Consider the following 21,789-nt stretch of genomic DNA (forward strand, 5'->3'; position numbering starts at 1 on the left):
AGGAATGGGCCGTCAGATACTCAGGGAGGACCGCATGCATGCAGCGAATGAACTGGCGATTTACCCTCTACCATCGCACCAATTTCGGGGAATGGACCATATATGTCAGGGCGCAGCTCATGGCGGCTTATACGGGTCACTTTTTCGACCAACAGGACACGTCTTGCCGGAACGCGGCGCCACTGAGAAACCGCCTGAGGGCTAATGCCCCCCAGCGCATGAGCCAGAAGTGTAGGACCACCACCCACAATTATTGCTTGTTTGCACACATCTTCCATACATAAATTGAAAGCATAGCTTTCATAAAAATGCAAGCATTTCTTTCGATGAAAGTTTCTCTTTCATGAGGCATATTCTCGATATGATGATGATCGCACGAAAAATCGACGAGGAACGCGGCCAACGCATCAAAGAGGTGCGGACCAAGATCCTGAAACTTCGCTCTCAGGAAGAGCTCGCGCAGCTTCTCAGTGAGCATGGGCGCCCGGTGACGCGTGGCGCAGTTGGAAATTGGGAGCGTGGCGCTGAGGTCGGGATAGAAAGTTTGAAAGCGCTGTGCGAGCTCGCGAACGTAGACCTTGATTGGCTGGCATTTAACCGCGCACCCAAAATAGGAAATCTGATCTCCTCCTTTGACCCAGACCAACACGAGCCGGCCGACGTCGGGTCGGAAAGCGACAGTCGCGAAAGCTGGATTCCCCAAATTGAGGGTGCAGTACCGGAGCTGGATGTACGTCTTGGGGCAGGTAACGGAACAATCGGAGAATTAATTAACGTGCCTTTCGCAAATGGTAGCGTTTCCGCGCACAAAGTAATTGCAGAGTGGGTGTTACCCGAAAACTATCTCAGGCACGAGGCGAAAGCCTCCCCCTCTCACACGGTCATTTTTGAGGTCATTGGGGACAGCATGCAGCCGTCTTTCCACCCTGGTGACCGAGTGCTTATCGATCTTTCGCAAAACCAATTTTCGGTTGATGCCGTATACGCAATCAGCGATGGCTTTGCGGAGCCACAAATTAAGAGATTGCAACGGGTACCATTTTCAAATCCCACTGAGGTACGAATCATATCTGACAACCCTGCGCTTGAAACATTCACAGTTCAGCTCGATCGCCTAACAATCATCGGGCGCGTTTGTGGGCACATCGCACGAAAATAGCTTCTGCGCTGATGTGCACCATCCAATATCAAGGCCCCTAAAGGGCCTTTTTCTATGTCCTTACAACGGACCGAACGAGCCAATAGCCGAACAGCTCAATATCAATCTTGACACAAAATGAAAGCATATCTTTCAAAACGCTTGCGCTGTTATGAAAGTTCTGCTTTCATATAACTCAGATTGGTTCTCTTCACCAAAAAATTTCAGACACCCCACACACAGCGCGACTTGGCAAAGCCGCGCAAGATCACCCGTGCCTTATGGCCGGAGGAAAGGAACAAGTATGAGCATCAAACAATCAAGGCGAACCGACGTAGATAGCAGCGTAAAAAACTGCAAGCCGAAGCCTTCTACCGTCCCCAGCCGCGCCACCGCCGAGACTATCCCGCGTTTTCGAATGCGCACCAAGAACGGTGTCATGATCACCGTGCCGCACGTCACCGCGCATGTGAAAATGATCGCACATGAACAGAGGCGCCGCAGAGTGATGGACTTCAAAAACGCACAGCCACAGACGCGGGAGAGATAAAATGCGGAAAGCTGATCAGACTCAGGGGATGCACCCCACTAAAAAGCGTGCCAGCGAGCACGCCATGGCGGCTGCCTTGAAGGCCGCCCGACGCGCAGGCCTCATGGTAGACCGCCTGCTTATCCAGGACGGCATGGTTGAGATACGATTTGGTGGCAGTGTTGAAAGCGATGCCGAACCAGCTTCTCTTGACCTCAAAGAATGGTAGGACGTCATGAAAGTCAGCTATCCCGGCCTTATCAAGGAAGATCTGCCTTCTGGCAATGTTCGTTACCGAGTCCGGGTGATTGGCAACCCGAAGCAGCGGATTCGCATTTTTTGCCTGCCAGGCGATGAAGACTTCAGCCGCCAATATACGCTTGCGCGCTATGGAGAACAGCCTGTGCCTTTGAAGAAGGCATCCGAGGTGGTCAAGCCCAGGTCTATTGGCTGGCTGGTGCACAGTTATTTTGAATACATGGAGCAAAGGGTAAAGGCCCGCCTCTCCAGCGCAAAAACGCTGAAGAAAAAACGAAACCTGCTGGCCCGGCTGATTGAGGACCCAGACCGGATCATGCTCATCCCGCAACCAAAGCTGATAGAAATGCAGGATAAAATGGCCAGTACGCCCGCCCAAGCGGACGCCTTCATCGAAGCAATCAGCGTCATGTATGAGTGGGCAATCAAGCGAGGCCACCTCAAAACCAATCCAGCCAAGGGAATTGACCGGATCTATAAAAAAGGCGACGGGGCAACGCCTTGGAAATCCGCTGATGTGAAACGCTTCTTTGCCCACCACAAGCTGGGCTCAAAGCCTTTCATTGCAATGTCCATTCTCCTTTGGACGGGTTGCCGCATCGAAGACCTCACTTTCCTAGGCCCAAGGCATGAGTGCATTTTGGACGGACTGGAAGCGCTACGATGGGTTCCAGCAAAGAAGGGCTCATCCGAAGTCACCATCCCATTGTTGAAACCATTGAAAGCAGCAATCCATAGCCAGGGAACAATAGCTGAAACCTACCTCGTGGCACGTGGTAACAGGCCCTTTGCCAGCGGTGATTCCATGTCAGCAATGTTCAAGCGCTGGTGCATTGACGCAGGTTTGAATCATCTCTCTGCTCACGGTGTGCGCAAAGGCCTGGCCGAGTTGCTGGCAGAACAGGGATGCAGCCAATATGAAATAATGGCCATTCTCGGCCACTCAGAAGCCAAGACAAGTGAGGTTTACACGCGCCGCGTCGAGCGCTGGAAGCTCGCGCAGCAGGCCATGGACCGGCTTGATGCATCCGAGGCTTGGCGGTAACTTCCTCCCTAATACGAATCCGCAATTACTCAACCTTCTAGCGCAAACTTGCGTGCCAAACGCTCAAGTATCAGGCCGAAACATACACTGCCGATAGCAAAACCAATGAGATATTGTTTATCAACATACTCAGTCGGATAACCTAGATAGTACGCCGATCTTACCCATTCAACCGCCTGAAAAACAGGATTCCATGAACACCCATATAGAGCCTGCTGTGGAAATGTATGGAGATAAATTGGCGCACCTGAAGTCAAATAAAATATTACCATTGAAAACCCATAAATCATTGGAAAAATGGGAACAATTGCAGAAATAACGCTCGCCGTTATTCCGAATCCAATTGATAAAATCACGGTAAAGAAGAAGGCAGTCAACGCCTCAGATGGGTAGGCCGGCACAGGATTAGTTCCTGTAAAAACCAAATAAAAATATATCAGCATAAACGCAATAACTATACCAATAAATTCAAGAAATGCACGGGCCAACACGATATCAAGCAGGCGCACAACAGGAAAAGCCATCATAGATTTATTTGCAACCAATGATATAGACATAAAGCGAGAAACATACATAAATGTCATAACGGGCAGCAGACCCGTCGCAAAGAACAACTGAAGATCATCGCCGAATTCAGAGGTTTTTCCAGTTACGTGATAAACACCCAGAAGCAAAAGAATATGTGCTACCGGAAATAGCGGCACAATCAAGAACCCTAAACCGTGGTTGAAGTAACGGCTTCGAATGTCGCGCATGATCACCGCGTGCATAACATTGAACTTTTCATTCAACGCGTGCTTGACCGTAATTTCAGAAGAAGCGTCTTTTTTCCTTAGGGCTCGAGCGGAAGTTTCTGTCACGGTCGCTTTCCAATTTTTCAATTGTCGATTTATAAATCAAAAATCCGGCTTTTCCGAGTCCGCGGCGTCGAACAGACAAAGTGCAAACGCAAGCACGCCGCAACCGAGATTTATATACCTTGGGGTAGAGCGCCGGAAGCCTGCACAATAAGCAATGGTCCGGCTTGATGTGTCCCACGCATGGTTTTGACGTGGGACACATCAAAACTTAACCCGTTGAACAAAAAAGAAAAACCCGGCCTAAAGCCGGGTTCTTGGTGCGGTCGAGAAGACTCGAACTTCCACGGGTTGCCCCACAGCGACCTCAACGCTGCGCGTCTACCAATTCCGCCACGACCGCATCGTGGTAGAGTGCCGACTTGCATCGACGGGCTGCATCTAGCAAATGCATCGGGGGTACACAAGGGCGGCTTGCAACATTTTTATGAAATCGCTCCACGGCATTGAATTGTCTGTTGAAAACTCGCTCCAGCAGGGCCAAATGCAGGGTGAAATGCGGCGCGCTGCTGGAATGAACCTTATAAGCAGAATGAACCTTATAAGATTGAGTCATTGGAGATCACCGCTCATGCTCCCTTGCCGGTATAATCAAGGCGAGAAGGCGCGCACATCTTCTCCTTAACCTTATCTGGTTCGCGCAACGGTCGAACGTCAGCATGTGCGCCGTTTAACGACGTTGCCGTTTCACCATTGCATAATTCTTTCAGCCGAAATCGGCGTAAGAAAATTATGCAACAAACTTAAAGTGTTATACCGCCGACCCATATATGAGGCGCGGCGCTATAAACCAACCACACGATGGCGACAGCCAATTGTACCCTTAAGGATAGTGTCTCATGCTTCGTTCCGATCTCGACAAGTCTATGCTTGCCAGCCCTGGCAATGCGCCGATCCGGTGGCGGGTCAGCGAGGGACTTGTAGGCTATGAGGATGCGTTGCGCGTGATGGAAGACGAAGTAGCAGCCATTGCCGACGGCACCACAGACGAGCTGATCTGGCTGCTGGAACATCCGCCGATCTACACGGCAGGCACCAGTGCCAATCCGAAGGATTTGATCGATACGCAACGCTTTCCGGTTTTCGCTACCGGACGTGGTGGTGAATATACCTATCACGGACCGGGCCAGCGTGTCGTCTATGTCATGCTGGATTTGAAGCGTCGCCGCCAGGACGTACGAGCCTATGTCGCCGCCCTTGAGGACGTTATTATCAAAACACTGGATATGATGAATATTCGCGGCGAGCGGCGAGAAGATCGGGTCGGGGTCTGGGTTCGCCGGCCAGATAAGGCACCTCTACCGGACGGTAGCGTTACTGAAGACAAAATCGCCGCTCTCGGCATTCGTCTGCGACGCTGGGTCAGTTTTCACGGCCTGTCTTTAAATGTCGAGCCAGACCTGTCTCATTTCAGCGGTATCGTACCCTGTGGCATCTCTGCCTATGGCGTCACTAGCCTTGTCGATCTCGGTCTGCCTGTGACGATGGCCGATGTCGATATTCATCTCAAAGAAGCATTTGAAACGGTGTTCGGCCCGACAGTGGCCGACCAGTATATAAAGCCGCGGTAATTGGCGCCTGAAAGGCACCCATCACCGGCTGGACCGCTGCTCCAAATCGCCAATCCTGCGGTGCAGGATTTCGATCATGCTGCCGGTTTCCTGATACATATGGGTCAAACGGTCAAGCTCGCGGCGCATGACTAAAAGCATGTCGTCCTCGGCATCGCCGCCATTGTCCTCTTCGTCTGGACCGCGCCCGTTGCCTGTCATCAGCCATTGGCGGCAAACGCCAAGACTATCGGCAACCAATCCAAGACTTCTGGCATCGGCTTCACTGCGATCCGCCTCCCATGAGCGCAATTTCGCAACCGGCACACCCGCGATCGAGGCCAAATCCGCGAGATCCATGCCTGCGCAATCCCGCGCAGTTGCAAGTCGCCCACCCAAGGTATCGTCATTCACATTCAGTAGCCGGTTAATATCGTAAAGCCCCATAATACGATCTCCGTGAAAAAAACGCCGATGATTCCCAGCCACCCGGCATTCCCTTGACCGCCTCTCGCCAAAGGCCCACGCCTTCGACAAATTTTTTACCCGGATGATTGCCAGCTTAAAATAGATCCAGATCGAAATCCGTCTGCAGCGCATCCGGGTTAAAAATACGCGCCCATCTGATTGCCACGCCGTTGAACCGTTTAAAACCGCAACAGAAATGTTCGCCATCTCAATTGGTTCCACGCCGCAGAAAAAATTATCCTGACGTCGCAAATTACGAAAATTGAAACTGTGCCGCAATGGCGCCTCACGACAAAATTCGTTTTCACGACTGTCATATTTAAATACCAGCCAGCAGACCCTCGGCCAAACGCTCGGTAATTCGACATTAATCCTTGAAAAAGACAATATTTTTCAATGGGAAAACAATGAATTGAATTCCATGGAGTAAACTGATCGGACCCGACGTATCCTTATCGGCTTCTGTCGACAGGACTTAAGGGTGCGTTAACGAACCAAATAAGCAACGCTCCAAAATGATCCATTTTTATCCTAATGGAAATTGAATGTCTTTTTTTGAGGCAGCCAAGCCAAGGCGAATCGACACCAACCAACAGACGCCTGCAACGCTTTTCTGTTTGGATTATTTTTGTGAATGATGGTGCGCACGATAAGCCGCTTCATACTTTTCGGGCCGATGGGTTCTTCCAAGCATCGGCTTATCCGAAAACCGCTCCACACTTTTCGGGCCGATGGCTTTTCCCAAGCATCGGCTTATCCGAAAACCGCTCCACACTTTTCGGGCCGATGCTATTCGGCCGCCTTCGGCAGATCCGGAACAGGATCGGACAGCGTCTCCACCAGTGGTTCCAGCTCATAGGAATAGCCCTCTAGCATGGAATAGGCACGCTCGATGGCGTCGATCTGGGTTTCGGCATTCTTGATCGCTTCGGCAATCGACTGGGTGCGGGCCCGCAACATCGAGCCGAGCACATCGGTTTCAGGTCGTCGGCCAATACGATCCACATGCTTGCGGATACGGGTGCGGTGACGCTCCAGTTCCAGAATATGAAACCGGGCTTTGAGGATATCGTCCGTCAACTTGCGGCGCAGGCCCGCGACCGGATCGAAACTGCCGGGCTCGCGCTCGTCAAGAATCATGTCGTTAATCAGCGATTCCAGCACCATCAAGCCCTTCAGGTCGGCAACATCGGCCAATTGCGGATCATAGCCGGTATCATCATAGACCTTACGGCGAACCGGATCCTTCAAGAGATCGTAGGACGTAGTGATCCTGCCAAACTCGTCCGGGTCGCCGCCCGCATCCGGATGGGCGCTCTTGGCCTTCTTGCGATACGCCGCCTTGACCGCCGCCTCATCGGCATCGCGCTCCAAACCCAACATGACATAAGGATCGATCACAAACGCACCTGTCTAGAATTCCAACCGGCCCGGCAAAGCGGGCAGACGTTTCGCATGGCTGTAACACAGGCTCATCCGCCTCGCTTACATCGCGCATAAGTTTACCGCAGGCCGGGGCGAAAATGTGAAAAGAAATGATCTATCCCCAAACAGATTGTCTGAGATGCTATAAACCGCGCTTTCACCAGCCCTGGAATTTGCGCAGATCCGGTCACAGATAAGCCATCGACATGCAAACCTTGGAAAGGCCGCATTTTACCCGCCGCAGCCACATTTTCCAGTCGCGCGAATGAATTGCCTGTTATAAAAGGGCGGCAAAATTCTCACTCCCAGTGCAAGAGAGAGCCATGACGATCCCGAATTCCCTCCCGATCACCCCGGAACTGGTAGCCTCCCACGGCCTGAAGCCGGAGGAATATGACCGGATTCTGCAATTGATCGGACGGGAGCCAACATTCACCGAGCTTGGTATTTTCTCGGCCATGTGGAACGAACATTGTTCCTACAAATCTTCCAAGCGCTGGCTGCGCACCCTGCCAACCACTGGCGCTCGCGTTATTCAAGGTCCGGGCGAAAATGCAGGCGTGGTTGATATCGATGACGGCGATTGCGTGGTCTTCAAGATGGAAAGCCACAACCATCCCTCTTATATCGAGCCTTATCAAGGCGCTGCAACCGGCGTCGGAGGCATCCTGCGCGACGTTTTCACCATGGGCGCGCGTCCAATCGCTGCCATGAACGCGCTGCGATTTGGCGCGCCGGATCATCCGAAAACACGGCATCTCGTCTCTGGCGTTGTGGCGGGTGTTGGCGGCTATGGCAATGCCTTTGGCGTTCCCACCGTAGGCGGCGAAGTGGAGTTCGACGAGCGCTATAACGGCAATATTCTGGTCAACGCCTTTGCCGCTGGCCTTGCAAAGTCGGACGCGATCTTCCTGTCCGAGGCCAAGGGCGTTGGCCTGCCGGTCGTCTATCTCGGCGCCAAGACTGGCCGCGATGGCGTAGGCGGTGCAACCATGGCATCGGCGGAATTCGACGAATCCATCGAGGAAAAACGCCCGACCGTACAGGTCGGCGATCCCTTCACCGAAAAATGCCTGCTGGAAGCCTGCCTTGAACTGATGAAGACCGGTGCGGTCATCGCCATTCAGGACATGGGCGCCGCCGGTCTCACCTGTTCGGCGGTGGAAATGGGTGCCAAGGGCGATCTCGGCATCGAGCTTGACCTCGACACCGTGCCGGTGCGCGAAGAAAACATGACCGCCTATGAAATGATGCTCTCGGAAAGCCAGGAGCGCATGCTGATGGTGCTGGAGCCTTCCAAGGAAGAGGTCGCCAAGGCGATCTTCGTCAAATGGGGCCTGGATTTCGCCATCGTCGGCAAAACCACCGACGACCTGCGCTTCCGCATCCTGCATCAAGGCGAAGAAGTCGCCAATCTGCCGATCAAGGATCTCGGCGATCAGGCACCCGAATATGACCGCCCATGGCGCGAATCAGACAAGCGCGGCCCCCTGCCCGCCAATCTGGTGGACGAGCCAGCCGATTACCGCGCCGCTATTCTGTCGCTGGTCGGTTCGGCCAACCAGTCCAGCCGCCGCTGGGTCTATGAACAATATGACACGCTGATCCAGGGCAATTCGCTTCAGCTTCCCGGCGGTGACGCGGGCGTTGTGCGGGTGGAAAATCATCCGACCAAGGCACTGGCCTTCTCCTCGGATGTCACGCCGCGTTATGTCGAAGCCGATCCGTTTGAAGGTGGCAAACAGGCCGTGGCTGAATGCTGGCGCAACATTACCGCGACCGGCGCCGAGCCGCTGGCTGCCACCGACAACCTCAATTTCGGCAATCCGGAAAAGCCGGAGATCATGGGCCAGCTGGTGGAAGCCATCAAGGGCATCGGCGAAGCCTGCCGGGCACTGGATTTCCCGATCGTCTCGGGCAATGTCTCGCTGTATAACGAGACCAATGGCGTCGCGATCCTGCCGACCCCGACCATTGCTGGCGTTGGCCTGCTGCCCGATTGGAGCCGGATGGCGAAAATTGGCGGCGCCCAGGACGGCGATCATGTCCTGCTGATCGGCACCGATGGCACGCATCTCGGCAGCTCGATCTATCTGCGTGACCTTCTTGGCCGCACCGATGGCCCAGCGCCCGAAGTGGACCTGCATGCCGAACGCCGCAATGGCGATTTCATCCGCTCGGCGATCCGCAATGGTCAGGTAACCGCCTGCCATGACATTTCCTCCGGTGGCCTCGGGATTGCTCTGGCCGAGATGGCGATGGCCTCGGCCAAGGGTCTTACCATCGACCTGTCGGAAAGCCGCGGTCCAGCCCACGCCCTGCTGTTTGGCGAAGACCAGGCTCGCTATGTCGTGACGGTTCCAGCTGACCTCGCCAATTTCATCTGCGCCAATGCCGAAGGCGCTGGCGTACCGTTCCGCCGTCTTGGCAAGGTGGGCGGCGATGCACTTGTCATCGACGGTGTGTGTACAATCGCTGTAGAGGAATTGCGCAACACGCATGAATCGTGGTTCCCTAATTTCATGGATGGCAAGGCTGAAACCCTGGCCGCCGCGCAGTAAAACCAGGCGCGCAAAAAGATCAGAATGGGAGCAGAACCATGGCTATGAAGCCCGGCGATATCGAAGACATGATCAAAGCGGGTATTCCCGGTGCCAAGGTCGTCATCCGCGATCTGGCGGGCGATGGCGATCACTACGCCGCTGAAGTCGTTGCCGAAGCCTTTCGCGGCAAGTCGCGCGTACAGCAGCACCAGATGGTCTACGATGCCCTGAAAGGCAATATGGGCGGGGTGCTGCATGCGCTCGCCCTGCAAACCTCCATCCCCGAAGCCTGACGGTATCACATCATCATGAGCAACCCGATTACCTCGTTTTTCTCCTCACTGATCAAATCGGTGAAAGCTGAAATGTCCGACCGAAAGAAATACAAGCAGGCCAAGCTGCAACGCTTGAATGCGCCGGCGTCCGACAAAAAGGTCGAGCCGACGCGGGCAAATAACCGCAACAAGGCTGCCCGTCAGGCCCGGCGCGTGACCCGCAACCGGGGCTGATGACCGTCTGTTTCCGTTTTGACTTTTGAAATTTCGGCAAAATGCGCCTATATAGGCAATGGAATACTGCGGCCTTGACCCGCATTTGAAAGGATAAATCCATGAGCGGTGTAAACGAATTCATTGATAATGCTGTCAAAAGCAATGATGTCGTGCTTTTCATGAAGGGCACGCCCCAGTTTCCGCAATGCGGATTTTCGGGCCAGGTCGTGCAGATGCTCGATTATCTCGGCATCGACTACAAGGGCATCAATGTGCTCGCCGACCAAGAAATTCGCGAAGGCATCAAGACCTATTCCAACTGGCCGACCATTCCGCAGCTTTATGTGAAGGGCGAATTCATCGGCGGATGCGATATCGTCCGGGAAATGTTCCAGGCCGGTGAATTGCAGTCTCATCTCGAGGAAAAGGGCATTGCCGTTCGCGGCGCCGCCTGACGCGAACTGGATAAAGCCCGGTGGTATTCCGGGCTTGTCCCCATCGACGCCCTTGCGCATATTGCGGTGCGGTAAATTTGACGCACACAGCGGTCAGCTACAAGCCTATCGACAGCACGGCTCTCATAATCGATTCCGATTGAGGGATTAATGCAGTATCTGATAAGGGCGTCGCGCCTTGCGACGCCTTTTGATTTTCCAGGACATGTTTTCCCATGACAGCTCCCATTCGTTCCGCTCCAGCTGCCTTGCAAGGCATGAGCAAGCTGGAATTCGTCTTTCTCTGCGCCGCATTGATGGCAATGAACGCGTTGGCGATCGACATCATGCTTCCTGCCTTGCAGCAGATCGGCGAAGCCCTCAATGTCGTCAATGAAAATCACCGGCAATATGTCGTGACGTCATACCTGATCGGGTTTGGCTGCGCGCAATTGATCTATGGCCCGCTGTCGGATCGGTTCGGGCGGCGCACGCCGATGTTGATCGGTCTTATCGTCTATGTTCTGGCGGCGCTGGCGATCACCATTGTGCCAAGCTTTGCCGGATTGCTGATCCTGCGCTTCATCCAGGGCGCTGGCTCGGCTGGCACCCGAGTGATCACCATTTCCATTGTGCGCGATATCTACGGTGGTCGCCAGATGGCGGAGGTGATGTCGCTGATCATGATGGTGTTCATGATCATCCCGGTCGTCGCCCCCGGAACCGGTCAGATCATCATGTTCTTCGGCAATTGGCACCTGATCTTCCTGTTCATTGCTGTTGGCGGCATTCTCACCAGCATCTGGATGCAGATGCGGCTACCGGAAACACTCGATCCGGAAAACCGCCGCGACTTCACCCCCAAGGTGATCTTCCAGGGCTTCAAGATCGTCCTGTCCAATCGCATTGCCCTGTTCTACACACTGGCAAGCACCTTCATCTTTGGGGCGCTGTTCGGCTTCATCAACTCTGCTCAACAGATCTACATGGGCATTTATGGTCTGGGCATCTGGTTTCCATTCGCCTTTGCTGCCGTGGCGATTTTCATGGCGCTGTCGTCCTATGTCAATTCGAAGCTGGTCGGGCGAATTGGTATGCGGCGGCTCTCTCATGGTTCGCTTCTCGGCTTCATCGCCATCAATGCCCTATGGTTGCTGGCCGAAACCTTCGGGCCAACACCATTGCCGTTCGTGGTGTTCATGACATTCTTTGCCGTCTCGATGTTCCAGTTCGGCTGGATCGGCGGCAATTTCCAGACGCTTGCCATCGAACCGCTCGGCCACGTCGCCGGAACGGCCTCTTCGGTCCTCGGCTTCATTTCCACCGTCGGCGGCTCGGTCATCGGCGCCGTGATCGGTCAAGCCTTCGACGGCACGGCACGCCCGCTGGTGGCCGGTTACTTCTTCCTCGGCGTTATCGGTTTGGTCTTCGTGCTGATTGCCGAAAAGGGCAAGCTGTTTCAGTCGCATAACCCCAAGGTCTAACAATCGGATATCCGAACCAAAAAGCCACGGCAGGTCACCTGCCGTGGCTTTTTTTTGATTGGATAAGCCGAGATTTCAAACGTTGAAAATCTTTTCCCGCAATTCGGTCCAGCTCTCCTTGTCGGGGGCGATCAACAGGCCGCCGCTGGTGTGGTGCGGCAGGTAGGCTGAGCCGTCGAAGCGGGCGGCATAGGCGCCTGCCTCCTGGGCCATCAGCGTGCCGGCCAAGTGATCCCAGGGCATCAGCTTGTTATACATGGCAAAATGCATATGGCCCTGGCAGAGAATGCGGTATTCGTGAGCAGCACAGCGATAGCTGGTGAACAGCCGCACCTCAGCCAGATTGACCAGCAGCTTGCGGCGCGCCTCCAGCTCGAAGAAGCCGACATTGGCAATGCCGATCATCTGGGCAAGATCGGGTGCCGGGCGCACCTCCATCTTTTCCTGGTTGCCATCGGGTTTGCAGAGCCACGCGCCACTGCCTTTTTCAACGATTGCCCAGTCGTTGCCCATCGGGTCGTAAATCAGGCCCGCAACCGTTTCGCCCTGACGCACGACGCTGAGCATGACCCCGAACAGCGGCAGGCCGGCCGCAAAATTGAAGGTACCATCGATGGGATCGACAACCACAGCAAGTTCGGCATCCGCCAGCTTGTCCAGCAGGGCCGGATCAGCGGCAACCGCTTCCTCACCAATGAAGACAGCTTCCGGCATCAACTCCTTGATACGGCTGTGGATCAACCGCTCCGCTGCTTCATCGGCCTCGGTGACCAGATCGATGGCCTCGGTTTTCATCCGTACATCGCCTTCGCCCAAATTGCGAAAACGCGGCAGGATTTCCGTGACTGCCGCTTCCTGCAGAAGATTGGCAAGGGCTGCAATGTCGATATCGGCCATGTCTGTTCCTTCTAGAGTGTGTCAGTCTTATTTCGCCTGGATCACTTCGCGTAGAATCATCTCCCAGCTGTCGCGATCCGGTGCCGTCAGGATGCCACCGGTGGTATCACCAGGACGATAGGGGCTGCCATCGAACCGGGCAGTCACACCGCCCGCTTCCTGATGGATCAACACACCGGCCAGATGGTCCCAGGGCATCAATTTGTAATGACCGATGAAATGGACCTTGCCCGTGGCAACCAGCCAATATTCGTAGGCCGAGCAATTGAAGGCAAAGGCCATCTTCGTTTTGGTGAGATTACCAGCAATCCGACGCTTTTCCTCACCGTTCAACTCGTTGATGGAAATCGTTCCAACCATGGCTGACAAATCGCACCCGGCAGCCACCTGAATGGCTGTCCGCTCACCATTGGCGCGCAGGAAATGTGCGCCCGCGCCGCGAGATGCCACCAGCGTATCACCAAGCACCGATTCGTGGATAATCCCCGCCACGGTCTCACCGCGCACCACAACGGCGAGATTGGTAGCATGCAAAGGCAGGCCAGCCTGAAAATTGAATGTTCCATCGACCGGATCAATGACGAATGCCAGCTCCGCATCCCTCAACGCGTCGATCACGCCTGGATTGGTTTCGCATGCTTCCTCACCGACGATCAAGGCACCGGGCCAGCGGGCCAGAAAAGCGTCCGTCATCTGCTTTTCCGACAGAAGATCGGCCTCTGTGACGAGATCGATAGAGGATTTCTTTTCGGAAATATCGGAAACGCCGAGACGGCGAAAACGAGGCACGATCTGGCTGGCGGCGGCGTCCTTGACGATTTGCAGGACGGCGTCGATATCACGATCTTGAAACACGGGAGGCACTTTCTTAAGGCTGGTGAAATGTCAAAAACTCGATGCGCCCGCCTTATGACGGCTTCGTGACAGTCAGCCCGGAAAAGTCAAATAGCGCCGGATCAAGCAGATGCGAGGGGTTCACATGCGACAATGCCCTCAGCATCGCATCCTTGCGGCCCGGCATCTTGGCTTCGATTCCAGCCAGCATGTCCTTCATGGCATTTCGCTGCAAACCGTCCTGCGAGCCGCAGAGATCGCAGGGAATGATTGGAAATTGCATGGCGGCAGCGAATTTGGCGAGGTCGTCTTCCGCCGCATAGGCCAGCGGCCTCAGCACGAACAGATCGCCCTCATCGTTCAACAACTTGGCCGGCATGGCCGCCAACCGGCCACCATGAAAAAAATTCATGAAGAAGGTTTCGAGAATATCTTCGCGGTGATGGCCGAGCACCAGCGCATCACAGCCTTCTTCGCGGGCGATGCGGTAGAGATTACCGCGCCGCAGCCGTGAGCAGAGCGAACAATAGGTGCCGCCCGCCGGGACCTTTTCCTTGACGATGGAATAGGTGTCTCGGTATTCGATGCGATGGGCAACGCCGATGGATTTCAGGTAATCCGGCAGGACATGTTTGGGAAAATTCGGTTGCCCCTGATCGAGATTGCAGGCGATCAGCTCGACTGGCAGCAGGCCGCGCCATTTCAAATCCATCAGAAGCGCCAGCAGACCATAGCTGTCCTTGCCACCGGAAAGCCCAATCAGCCAGCGCTTCTGGCCGTTCAGCATGCCGAAATCGTCCATTGCCTGGCGCACTTGGCGCAGCAACCGCTTGCGTAGCTTGTTGAAGGATACCGATTGTGGTGCGGCACTAAACAGGGGATGGCGAACATTCTCCTGCGCGTCTTCAGCCTCATCGGCCTCGGTGCGTTCCGTCGCGCTTCCCGCAAATGCAAGGTTCATGTTCGGATGCGCCCCTGTCCGCTAATTTGGCTAATACCGTCGATCCGTGAATTACCGCCAATGCCTATCGGACGGATCTTCTCTTACGATCTTCCCTTACTGGCGCATCAGCTCGGCAAATTCAACCTCGCGGGCCATCATCAGCCGGTCACGCGCCCGCAGGATCGCATCCGAATGGCCGGGATGACACATGACAACGGCGTCACGCGGCGCATGGCTGCGAAAATAGCGAAGCGCATCGGCAAAGCCGTTCGGCTTGCCGCGCTCGTAAAAACCGGTCAGCGGTCCCTTGATCGTATAGCCCGCCGCCTGCATTTCCGTGTTGAAACCGCGTGCCATGCGCTGCACCAGGCTGATCTTGGCCCGCTGGGCAAGGCTTGTCGCCAGCCGCGCATCCGGCTCACCGCGCAACCAGGGGCTATTGCCGCGCGGGCTGATCAGCAGATCACGCCGCGCCACCAGCCATTCTCGCACCACGGGCAGGAAATGAATGTGTTGATGGCCGTCGATATAATCAGGCACGCGGCCAATCACATCAATAAAAGCGTTGAGCTGCGCATCAAGCTCGCGTTGCAGCTTGCCCTTGTCGATACCGCCCATGAAGGACTGGGTCAGACGGCGTCGGAAAGAACACATGGGCTGCACCCCGCTCAAAGGCAGGAAATTGGTCAGCGTCAGGTGCAGGCCGATGGCGCCGCCGCATCTGTCGATCACGGGCAGCAACAGAGAAGCCTCGTCGCGCCAATCGGCAAACACGGTCATGCAGCCGGTGCCACGCACCTTGCCTTCGCTAAGCAGCGTCCTGATTGCCTGATTGACGCCCGGCGACAGGCCATAGCCATCGGCAACGATGCATAGCGGCGCCGCATTGATTTTCATATCCGAGATCACGTTCAAGACTTGTCCCACTCCTGCAGGCCTTTTGCCCGCTATATCATAGTCACGGCATGAATGCGCGCCGAACTTTATGCCAATCGACCCTGCATTCTCCAGGCATTGCTTTTCACCGAGAAGCAAAAACCGTTCTCACATCAATTTCCAAAAACCGACCAGCCGGTCCGGGTTGCCAGCAGTTCGAGCGCTTCCGATCCAAGCGCCGAATTGCCGACTTTGTTCAATCCCGGAGACCACACTGCAATAGAGGCCTTGCCCGGCGCTATCGCCAGGATGCCGCCGCCCACGCCGCTCTTGCCGGGCAGGCCGACATGATAGGCAAAATCCCCCGAGCCATCATAATGGCCGCAGGTCAGCATCAAGGCGTTGATGCGCCGCGCCCGCTTCGGCGAGACCACGGAAAAGCCACTAAGCGGATTTGTACCCCGGTTGGCAAGATACAGACCCGCATGGGAGAGTTGCACACAGCTCATCGCCAACGCGCATTGATGGAAATAAACACCGAGCACCATCTCCACCGCATGATCGAGATTGCCGAAGCCGCGCATGAAATTGGCCAGCGCGAAATTGCGATAGCCGGTCGTCTGCTCGGACTGCGCCACCTTCCGGTCAATGGTAATACCGTCGTCATCGGCCAGGAACTGCATGAAGCGCAGGAACTCACCGATGGCCTCGCGCGGCTTGTGTCCAGCCAGCACCATATCCGTCACAACGATGGCGCCCGCATTGATGAAGGGATTGCGCGGAATGCCATGCTCGTGTTCCAGCTGGACAATGGAGTTGAAGGACGAGCCGGAAGGTTCGCGCCCGACCCGCTTCCACACGCCTTCACCGGTTTTACCAAGCGCCAGCGTCAACATGAACACCTTGGAGATGCTTTGGATGGAAAACGGTACCGCCGCATCGCCTGCGGTGAAGGTCTGGCCATCGACGGTGGTGATGGCAATGCCGAATTGCTTTGGATCAATCGTCGCAAGTTCGGGAATATAGTCCGCGACCTTGCCTTCCCCAAGTCGGGGCTGCATCTCACCGACAATGTCGTCAACAATTGCCTGCAAATCCATCTGGTTTCCCCATGCCGAGCTGTTGCTCATCCCGGCAGATGCATGTCAGTCACGTTTTTCGTGCAGAAGCCGACAGGCATCATTATCGAATTTTGCTGCGCTGCAAACAGAAAAAGCCGCCCGTAAAGGCGGCTTTCTCGAATTTCAGATCGAAATCAACGCGAGTAGAATTCGACGACCAGCTGCGGTTCCATGATGACGGCATAAGGAACGTCCGACAGGGTTGGTACGCGAACGAAGGTTGCAACCATCTTGTTGTGATCAACTTCGATGTAATCGGGAACGTCACGCTCGGCGAGCTGAGTGGCTTCCAGAACGATGGCCAACTGCTTGGACTTCTGACGCACTTCAATAACGTCACCAGCCTTGCAGCGGTAAGAACCGATGTTGACCTTGACGCCATTGACCGAAACGTGGCCGTGGTTAACGAACTGGCGGGCAGCAAACACAGTCGGCACGAACTTGGCGCGGTAGACGATGGCGTCCAGACGCGATTCCAGCAGGCCAATCAGGTTTTCGGAGGTATCGCCCTTGCGACGGTTGGCTTCGTCGTAGGTGGCGCGGAACTGCTTTTCACGCAGGTCGCCGTAGTAGCCCTTCAGCTTCTGCTTGGCGCGCAGCTGCACACCGAAGTCGGAAAGCTTGCCCTTGCGGCGCTGACCGTGCTGGCCGGGACCGTATTCGCGACGGTTAACCGGGGACTTCGGGCGGCCCCAGATGTTTTCGCCCATACGGCGGTCGATTTTGTACTTGGAAGATGCGCGCTTGCTCATCGTATTTCCTCTTGTTGTTATTGGGCCTTTTAGAACCCATTTTGGGAAACACGCCCTCCTCTGGATCGCCTTTCGGCTTTCCTGACAGGCGGCTCACACTTGAAAAGCGGAGCCTCCACGGGACATGTCGTAAAAACACCGGGCGTTTCCACCCGGCGTTGGAGGGGTCTCTACGCAGAGCCGCTACAAATGTCAAGCACCGGCCTTGAACTCATGGCAAGCCCGCCACATTTACCGTTGTATCAGCAGTTCCGGGCCCCTCTGACGCGAGTGCCGGATACCCGTGATGTCGGAACTGCAACAAAAACCCTCCGGCAAAGGAAACCCTCGATGGATTTTCTTTGGGTCGATTTTATGGGCAAGCCCACTTGGATGTGGCTTTTCTTCCTTGCAATCGTTCTATTTCTTCTCGTTCTCGATCTCGGTGTTCTCCATAAGAACAGCAAGGAGATCGGCATGGCCGAAAGCTTCGCTTTCTCGGCCTTCTACATCACTCTGGGCGTACTGTTCGGCGGCTGGATATGGTGGCAATCGGGTCCGCAGGCCGGACTGGAATATCTGACGGGCTTTGTCATCGAAAAAAGTCTGGCGATGGACAATATCTTCGTCATCGCCATGATTTTCGGCTATTTCGCCATCCCTCGCGCCTATCAGCACCGAGTGCTGCTCTACGGTATCCTCGGCGTGATCATCCTGCGCGGCATCATGATTGCGGCAGGCGCGGCCATTGTCGAAAGCTACCACTGGGTTCTGTATTTCTTCGCCGCCTTCCTGGTGTTTACCGGCGTCAAAATGCTGCTATCAGCCGATAGCGAATATGATGTCGCCAACAACCCGGCTTTGAAGCTGGCGCGGCGCTACCTGCCTGTCACCGACAAGCTGGAAGGCGACCGTTTCGTGGTGCGTAAGCAAGACGAAACAACTGGTAAGCTTAAAACCTATATCACGCCGCTGCTTCTCGCACTGATCATGGTGGAATTCGTTGACCTGGTGTTTGCGGTTGATTCGATCCCGGCGATTTTTGCGATCACCACGGATCCCTATATCGTCTACACCTCGAACATCTTCGCCATCCTCGGCTTACGCGCCCTGTATTTCGCGCTGTCCGCCCTTATCCACCGCTTCGCTTACCTGAAATATGCGTTGTCGGTCGTTCTTATCTTCATCGGCTCGAAGATCTTTCTTGCCGACATGCTGGGTATCGCCAAGATCCCGCCGCTGCTGTCGCTAACCATCACGCTGGCTATCCTGGCGGCTGGTATCGTCGGATCGCTGTGGGCGACCCGCAAGGACGCGAAAAAGGATGTTATCGAAGGGTAACCTTCTCTCCAGCCAAGACAAAAGATGGGGCGGCTTTATGGGCCGCCCCTTTTCTGTGTCTGGATCTGTCGTGTCGTTTCCTTATGCAGGCTTGACGCAGAGCCGATCCACCATGGAAGCAACTTTCGGGGCAAGCTGACTGGACCTACTCACCTCAAGCGGCCGCCCTGCCCGTCTTTCGCGTGTCACCCATTCCGTCAGGGTTTCGGCATAGGTGTGATCAACATAATGCAGCCCTGCGGGCGTGATCAGCACCTTCTTTCCATCGGGCAGCGATTCCAGTGTGGCCAGCAATGCCGGAACGTCCCGGCAGGTGCCGACGCCTTTCAGTTTCAACTGGATCGATTCATCGTTCTCGTGGTGGTCGATATGCAGTTTACGGCGAAGGAACGGAATGATTTCCATGATCGACAGCAACAGGCCGACAGCCACGCCCACCAGAAGATCTTGGACGACGACAAGACTGACTGTCGTAGCCCAGACCGCCACCGGCACCCAGCCGTGATGATCGAACAGGTGACGCACATGCTGCAAGCTTACCAGTCGCCAGCCTGTCACCAAAAGCACCGCCGCCAGGGCAGTCAAAGGCACGACGCCCAGTAATTGCGGTAGAAGCGCCACCAGTGCCAGGATCCAGACTCCATGGAGAATAGTGGAACGACGTGTTGCAGCGCCTGCCTGGATATTGGCAGACGAGCGAACGATGACGCCGGTGACCGGCAGGGCGCCCAACAGGCCGCACAGGCTGTTGCCGACGCCCTGCGCCACCAGTTCCTTGTTGAAACGGGTGCGCTCACCGTCATGCATCCTATCGACGGCAGCAGCCGATAGCAGGGTTTCGGCGCTGGCAATCACCGCGATGATCAGCACGGTGGCGATCACTCCCGGTTGGGCAAGCCCGGCAAAGCTTTCCATCGTTGGTAAGCGAATGCCTTCCAACAGGGTGGCGGGAACCTGAACACGGGCAATCGGCAGGTCGAGGCCAACCGTCAGCAACGTCCCGGCAGCGACGCCGATCAACGCGCCGGGCACCAGCCGCAGCCGGGCTGGCCTCAGTTTTTCCCAGCCAACCATGGCCAGCAACGAGATCAGGCCGATCATCAGCGCCATGCTGTGACTGCTCAGGCTGCCGCTAAACACCTTGCCAATGGTTTCATCCATGGCCGCGACATTTTCAACGCCACCGGCGGCGGGCTTGGCATCCATCAACACATGGACCTGGCCGAGAACGATCAGGATACCGATTCCCGCCAGCATGCCATGCACGACGGCGGGGGAAATAGCGCGAAACCAGGAGCCGAGCTTTAGATAACCGGCCAGGACTTGCAAAAACCCGGCGACGATCAGCACAGGCCCCAGAAGAACAAGTCCATATTCCTCAACGAAGCCGAAAACGATCACCGCAAGGCCTGCCGCCGGGCCGGAGACCTGCAAGGGTGAACCGGCGATGACGCCGATAACGATACCGCCGACAATGCCGGAGACAAGGCCCATCGCCACCGGCACACCGGATGCGATAGCAATGCCGAGGCAAAGCGGGATGGCGACGAGAAAGACAACGATGGACGAGGCAATGTCCCGTGTCAGAGCAGAACTGGTTTTTTCCATCACCTCACTCCGCCGCCACTACTACGAGAGGATCGGCCATGATATGCGGCGTGGCACGCCCGGACACCGCTACTGGCAGCGCCTTTTCACCCTCGATCACCAGGAAGCGCTTCTCCGCGCCATCATAAACCTGCACCTCACCGGTCTCGATGTCGAAGAACCAGCCATGCAGGTTTATGTCATTTGTGGCGAGTTTGGCGGCGACCGAGGGGTGGGTCTTCAGGTGATCGATTTGAATGACCACATTTTCCATTGCCACAGCCCGCACCTTGTCCTTGTGCGGCAGATCATTAGGATAGGCCTCGCAGACGATGGAATAAGCGGCGTGGCTATGACGCAACCAGGCGGCCACATTGGGCATCGGCGCCAGGAGTTCGTGATTGCACAGACCCTTCATGGCGCCGCAATCGGAATGGCCGCACACGACAATGTCGCGCACGCCAAGCGCCACCACCGCATATTCGATGGCCGAGGAAACGCCGCCATTCATGGTCGAGAACGGCGGGACGATGTTGCCCGCATTGCGGCACACGAACAGTTCACCAGGGCCGGACTGGGTAATCACTTCCGGCATGACCCGGCTGTCGGCGCAGGAAATCATCAAGGCCTGGGGCTGCTGCCCTTCCCGGGCCAGTTTACGATAGAGACCCGAGTGGGTCGGAAATACGTCTTCACGAAAACTCGAAACGCGCTTCAAAAAATCACTCATTGCGAAAATCCTCCTGATAAATAGCTGGCTAGATATTGATGCCGGGATGCATTGCATCCGTGTTGTGAGCGACGCGGATATGACACAGCAATCCGGCTGGTTATCGTGCAAGGCTGGATCAAACTGATCCCTTTAACCATTCCCTGCCTACACAACCGAGAGTAATTTATTTGAAGGACGAAATTGTGGTTTTTGTTGCCATGCAGCAAAAACATGGATCACTTTTCTGTTATTGTTTCAAAAGTCCGCTTATCAATCGGTAAAAATTCAGGATTTTTTATATATGAATTACAACGATTTGAATGTTAGACTTGATAAAAATCATAGAAATTTAAAATATTGAAATTTTCAAATTTCGTTCAATTCCGCAAGTCCTTATTAAAGGAAAGCTATTTTTCCGCGCCGCAATATTAAATCAAAATACTCTCTTAGGATGCATAGAGAAAAATAAATATTATGACATTCTTTTAGTCTTGGCGAACAATAACGCGGCGGATGTCATGTCAA

General features: G+C 55.2%; 24 protein-coding genes and 1 tRNA gene. 11 read left to right on the forward strand and 14 right to left on the reverse strand.

The features are described 5' to 3' along the window. Nucleotides 1-20: 20 nt before the first annotated feature. Entirely contained in the window at nucleotides 21-278 is a 258-nt protein-coding gene (locus H1Y61_RS12065) for a Cro/CI family transcriptional regulator (protein ID WP_174110665.1), read from the reverse strand. A 65-nt stretch (nucleotides 279-343) separates the two neighbouring features. On the opposite strand from H1Y61_RS12065, the gene H1Y61_RS12070 reads away from it, so the two are divergent. From H1Y61_RS12070 to H1Y61_RS12085, 4 genes are all read left to right on the forward strand, one after another. Next, nucleotides 344-1,159, forward strand: a complete 816-nt coding sequence (locus H1Y61_RS12070) for a S24 family peptidase (protein WP_234903313.1) — start codon at nucleotides 344-346, stop codon at nucleotides 1,157-1,159. A gap of 283 nt (nucleotides 1,160-1,442) precedes the next feature. Beyond that, nucleotides 1,443-1,688, forward strand: a complete 246-nt coding sequence (locus tag H1Y61_RS12075) for a hypothetical protein (protein ID WP_174110629.1) — start codon at nucleotides 1,443-1,445, stop codon at nucleotides 1,686-1,688. A 1-nt stretch (nucleotide 1,689) separates the two neighbouring features. Further along, complete coding sequence (locus H1Y61_RS12080; RefSeq protein WP_174110628.1) at nucleotides 1,690-1,896, forward strand: hypothetical protein; 207 nt, start codon at nucleotides 1,690-1,692, stop codon at nucleotides 1,894-1,896. Nucleotides 1,897-1,902: 6 nt separating this feature from the next. Then, nucleotides 1,903-2,970 (forward strand): tyrosine-type recombinase/integrase, encoded by a 1,068-nt coding sequence (locus H1Y61_RS12085; RefSeq protein ID WP_234903312.1) that lies wholly within the window; start codon nucleotides 1,903-1,905, stop codon nucleotides 2,968-2,970. 29 nt (nucleotides 2,971-2,999) lie between these two features. Here the strand turns inward: H1Y61_RS12085 and H1Y61_RS12090 are convergent, their stop codons facing one another. From H1Y61_RS12090 to H1Y61_RS12100, 3 genes are all read right to left on the reverse strand, one after another. After that, nucleotides 3,000-3,830 (reverse strand): ABC transporter permease, encoded by an 831-nt coding sequence (locus tag H1Y61_RS12090; protein ID WP_174110627.1) that lies wholly within the window; start codon nucleotides 3,828-3,830, stop codon nucleotides 3,000-3,002. Nucleotides 3,831-4,085: 255 nt separating this feature from the next. Beyond that, nucleotides 4,086-4,170 (reverse strand) — tRNA-Leu (locus tag H1Y61_RS12095). Next, the gene (locus H1Y61_RS12100) at nucleotides 4,135-4,383 is read right to left on the reverse strand and encodes a hypothetical protein (RefSeq protein WP_180572758.1); all 249 of its coding nucleotides are present in this window, start codon (nucleotides 4,381-4,383) and stop codon (nucleotides 4,135-4,137) included. The genes H1Y61_RS12095 and H1Y61_RS12100 overlap by 36 nt, the downstream gene beginning before the upstream one ends. Before the next feature lie 283 nt (nucleotides 4,384-4,666). On the opposite strand from H1Y61_RS12100, the gene lipB reads away from it, so the two are divergent. Continuing rightward, a complete protein-coding gene (gene lipB / locus H1Y61_RS12105) occupies nucleotides 4,667-5,398 on the forward strand; it encodes a lipoyl(octanoyl) transferase LipB (protein ID WP_180572759.1) in 732 nt (243 codons plus the stop codon). A 21-nt stretch (nucleotides 5,399-5,419) separates the two neighbouring features. Here lipB and H1Y61_RS12110 read toward each other — a convergent pair whose 3' ends face one another. Next, entirely contained in the window at nucleotides 5,420-6,124 is a 705-nt protein-coding gene (locus H1Y61_RS12110) for a hypothetical protein (protein ID WP_180572760.1), read from the reverse strand. Between the two features lie 510 nt (nucleotides 6,125-6,634). Next, a complete protein-coding gene (locus H1Y61_RS12115) occupies nucleotides 6,635-7,228 on the reverse strand; it encodes a DnaJ domain-containing protein (protein ID WP_085946625.1) in 594 nt (197 codons plus the stop codon). 365 nt (nucleotides 7,229-7,593) lie between these two features. On the opposite strand from H1Y61_RS12115, the gene purL reads away from it, so the two are divergent. The 5 genes from purL (at nucleotide 7,594) to H1Y61_RS12140 (ending at nucleotide 12,222) form a co-directional block, all read left to right on the forward strand. After that, the gene (purL, locus tag H1Y61_RS12120) at nucleotides 7,594-9,831 is read left to right on the forward strand and encodes a phosphoribosylformylglycinamidine synthase subunit PurL (RefSeq protein ID WP_180572761.1); all 2,238 of its coding nucleotides are present in this window, start codon (nucleotides 7,594-7,596) and stop codon (nucleotides 9,829-9,831) included. A 38-nt stretch (nucleotides 9,832-9,869) separates the two neighbouring features. After that, on the forward strand, nucleotides 9,870-10,106 hold the full coding sequence (locus tag H1Y61_RS12125) for a BolA/IbaG family iron-sulfur metabolism protein (protein WP_015915812.1): 237 nt from the start codon (nucleotides 9,870-9,872) through the stop codon (nucleotides 10,104-10,106). A 15-nt stretch (nucleotides 10,107-10,121) separates the two neighbouring features. Then, complete coding sequence (locus H1Y61_RS12130; protein WP_071204469.1) at nucleotides 10,122-10,322, forward strand: hypothetical protein; 201 nt, start codon at nucleotides 10,122-10,124, stop codon at nucleotides 10,320-10,322. A 101-nt stretch (nucleotides 10,323-10,423) separates the two neighbouring features. Continuing rightward, a complete protein-coding gene (grxD, locus tag H1Y61_RS12135) occupies nucleotides 10,424-10,759 on the forward strand; it encodes a Grx4 family monothiol glutaredoxin (protein ID WP_015915811.1) in 336 nt (111 codons plus the stop codon). A gap of 257 nt (nucleotides 10,760-11,016) precedes the next feature. Beyond that, on the forward strand, nucleotides 11,017-12,222 hold the full coding sequence (locus H1Y61_RS12140; RefSeq protein WP_174110662.1) for a multidrug effflux MFS transporter: 1,206 nt from the start codon (nucleotides 11,017-11,019) through the stop codon (nucleotides 12,220-12,222). A 75-nt stretch (nucleotides 12,223-12,297) separates the two neighbouring features. Here H1Y61_RS12140 and H1Y61_RS12145 read toward each other — a convergent pair whose 3' ends face one another. From H1Y61_RS12145 to rpsD, 6 genes are all read right to left on the reverse strand, one after another. Continuing rightward, nucleotides 12,298-13,119 carry an inositol monophosphatase family protein gene (locus H1Y61_RS12145; RefSeq protein ID WP_180572762.1) on the reverse strand — a complete coding sequence of 274 codons (822 nt, stop codon included), beginning with the start codon at nucleotides 13,117-13,119 and terminating at the stop codon, nucleotides 12,298-12,300. A 27-nt stretch (nucleotides 13,120-13,146) separates the two neighbouring features. After that, the gene (locus tag H1Y61_RS12150; protein WP_174110624.1) at nucleotides 13,147-13,983 is read right to left on the reverse strand and encodes an inositol monophosphatase family protein; all 837 of its coding nucleotides are present in this window, start codon (nucleotides 13,981-13,983) and stop codon (nucleotides 13,147-13,149) included. A 43-nt stretch (nucleotides 13,984-14,026) separates the two neighbouring features. Beyond that, nucleotides 14,027-14,914 carry a tRNA 2-thiocytidine(32) synthetase TtcA gene (gene ttcA / locus H1Y61_RS12155; protein ID WP_180572763.1) on the reverse strand — a complete coding sequence of 296 codons (888 nt, stop codon included), beginning with the start codon at nucleotides 14,912-14,914 and terminating at the stop codon, nucleotides 14,027-14,029. Nucleotides 14,915-15,010: 96 nt separating this feature from the next. After that, nucleotides 15,011-15,805: a ChbG/HpnK family deacetylase gene (locus tag H1Y61_RS12160; protein ID WP_235680895.1), complete on the reverse strand. Its 795-nt coding sequence runs from the start codon at nucleotides 15,803-15,805 to the stop codon at nucleotides 15,011-15,013. A 140-nt stretch (nucleotides 15,806-15,945) separates the two neighbouring features. Next, entirely contained in the window at nucleotides 15,946-16,872 is a 927-nt protein-coding gene (locus H1Y61_RS12165) for a glutaminase (protein WP_070150317.1), read from the reverse strand. Nucleotides 16,873-17,027: 155 nt separating this feature from the next. Beyond that, on the reverse strand, nucleotides 17,028-17,645 hold the full coding sequence (gene rpsD, locus H1Y61_RS12170; protein ID WP_015915804.1) for a 30S ribosomal protein S4: 618 nt from the start codon (nucleotides 17,643-17,645) through the stop codon (nucleotides 17,028-17,030). A gap of 330 nt (nucleotides 17,646-17,975) precedes the next feature. Here rpsD and H1Y61_RS12175 point away from each other — a divergent pair, with 330 nt between their 5' ends. After that, the gene (locus H1Y61_RS12175) at nucleotides 17,976-18,965 is read left to right on the forward strand and encodes a TerC family protein (RefSeq protein WP_180572765.1); all 990 of its coding nucleotides are present in this window, start codon (nucleotides 17,976-17,978) and stop codon (nucleotides 18,963-18,965) included. An 81-nt stretch (nucleotides 18,966-19,046) separates the two neighbouring features. On the opposite strand, the gene H1Y61_RS12180 is transcribed toward H1Y61_RS12175, so the two are convergent. Together H1Y61_RS12180 and H1Y61_RS12185 are read right to left on the reverse strand one after the other, a co-directional pair. Next, nucleotides 19,047-20,573: a SulP family inorganic anion transporter gene (locus tag H1Y61_RS12180; protein WP_180572766.1), complete on the reverse strand. Its 1,527-nt coding sequence runs from the start codon at nucleotides 20,571-20,573 to the stop codon at nucleotides 19,047-19,049. A 4-nt stretch (nucleotides 20,574-20,577) separates the two neighbouring features. Next, entirely contained in the window at nucleotides 20,578-21,282 is a 705-nt protein-coding gene (locus H1Y61_RS12185) for a carbonic anhydrase (RefSeq protein WP_180572767.1), read from the reverse strand. Between the last annotated feature and the right edge of the window lie 507 nt (nucleotides 21,283-21,789).

This window comes from Agrobacterium vitis (genome assembly GCF_013426735.1).
Lineage (GTDB): Bacteria > Pseudomonadota > Alphaproteobacteria > Rhizobiales > Rhizobiaceae > Allorhizobium > Allorhizobium vitis_D.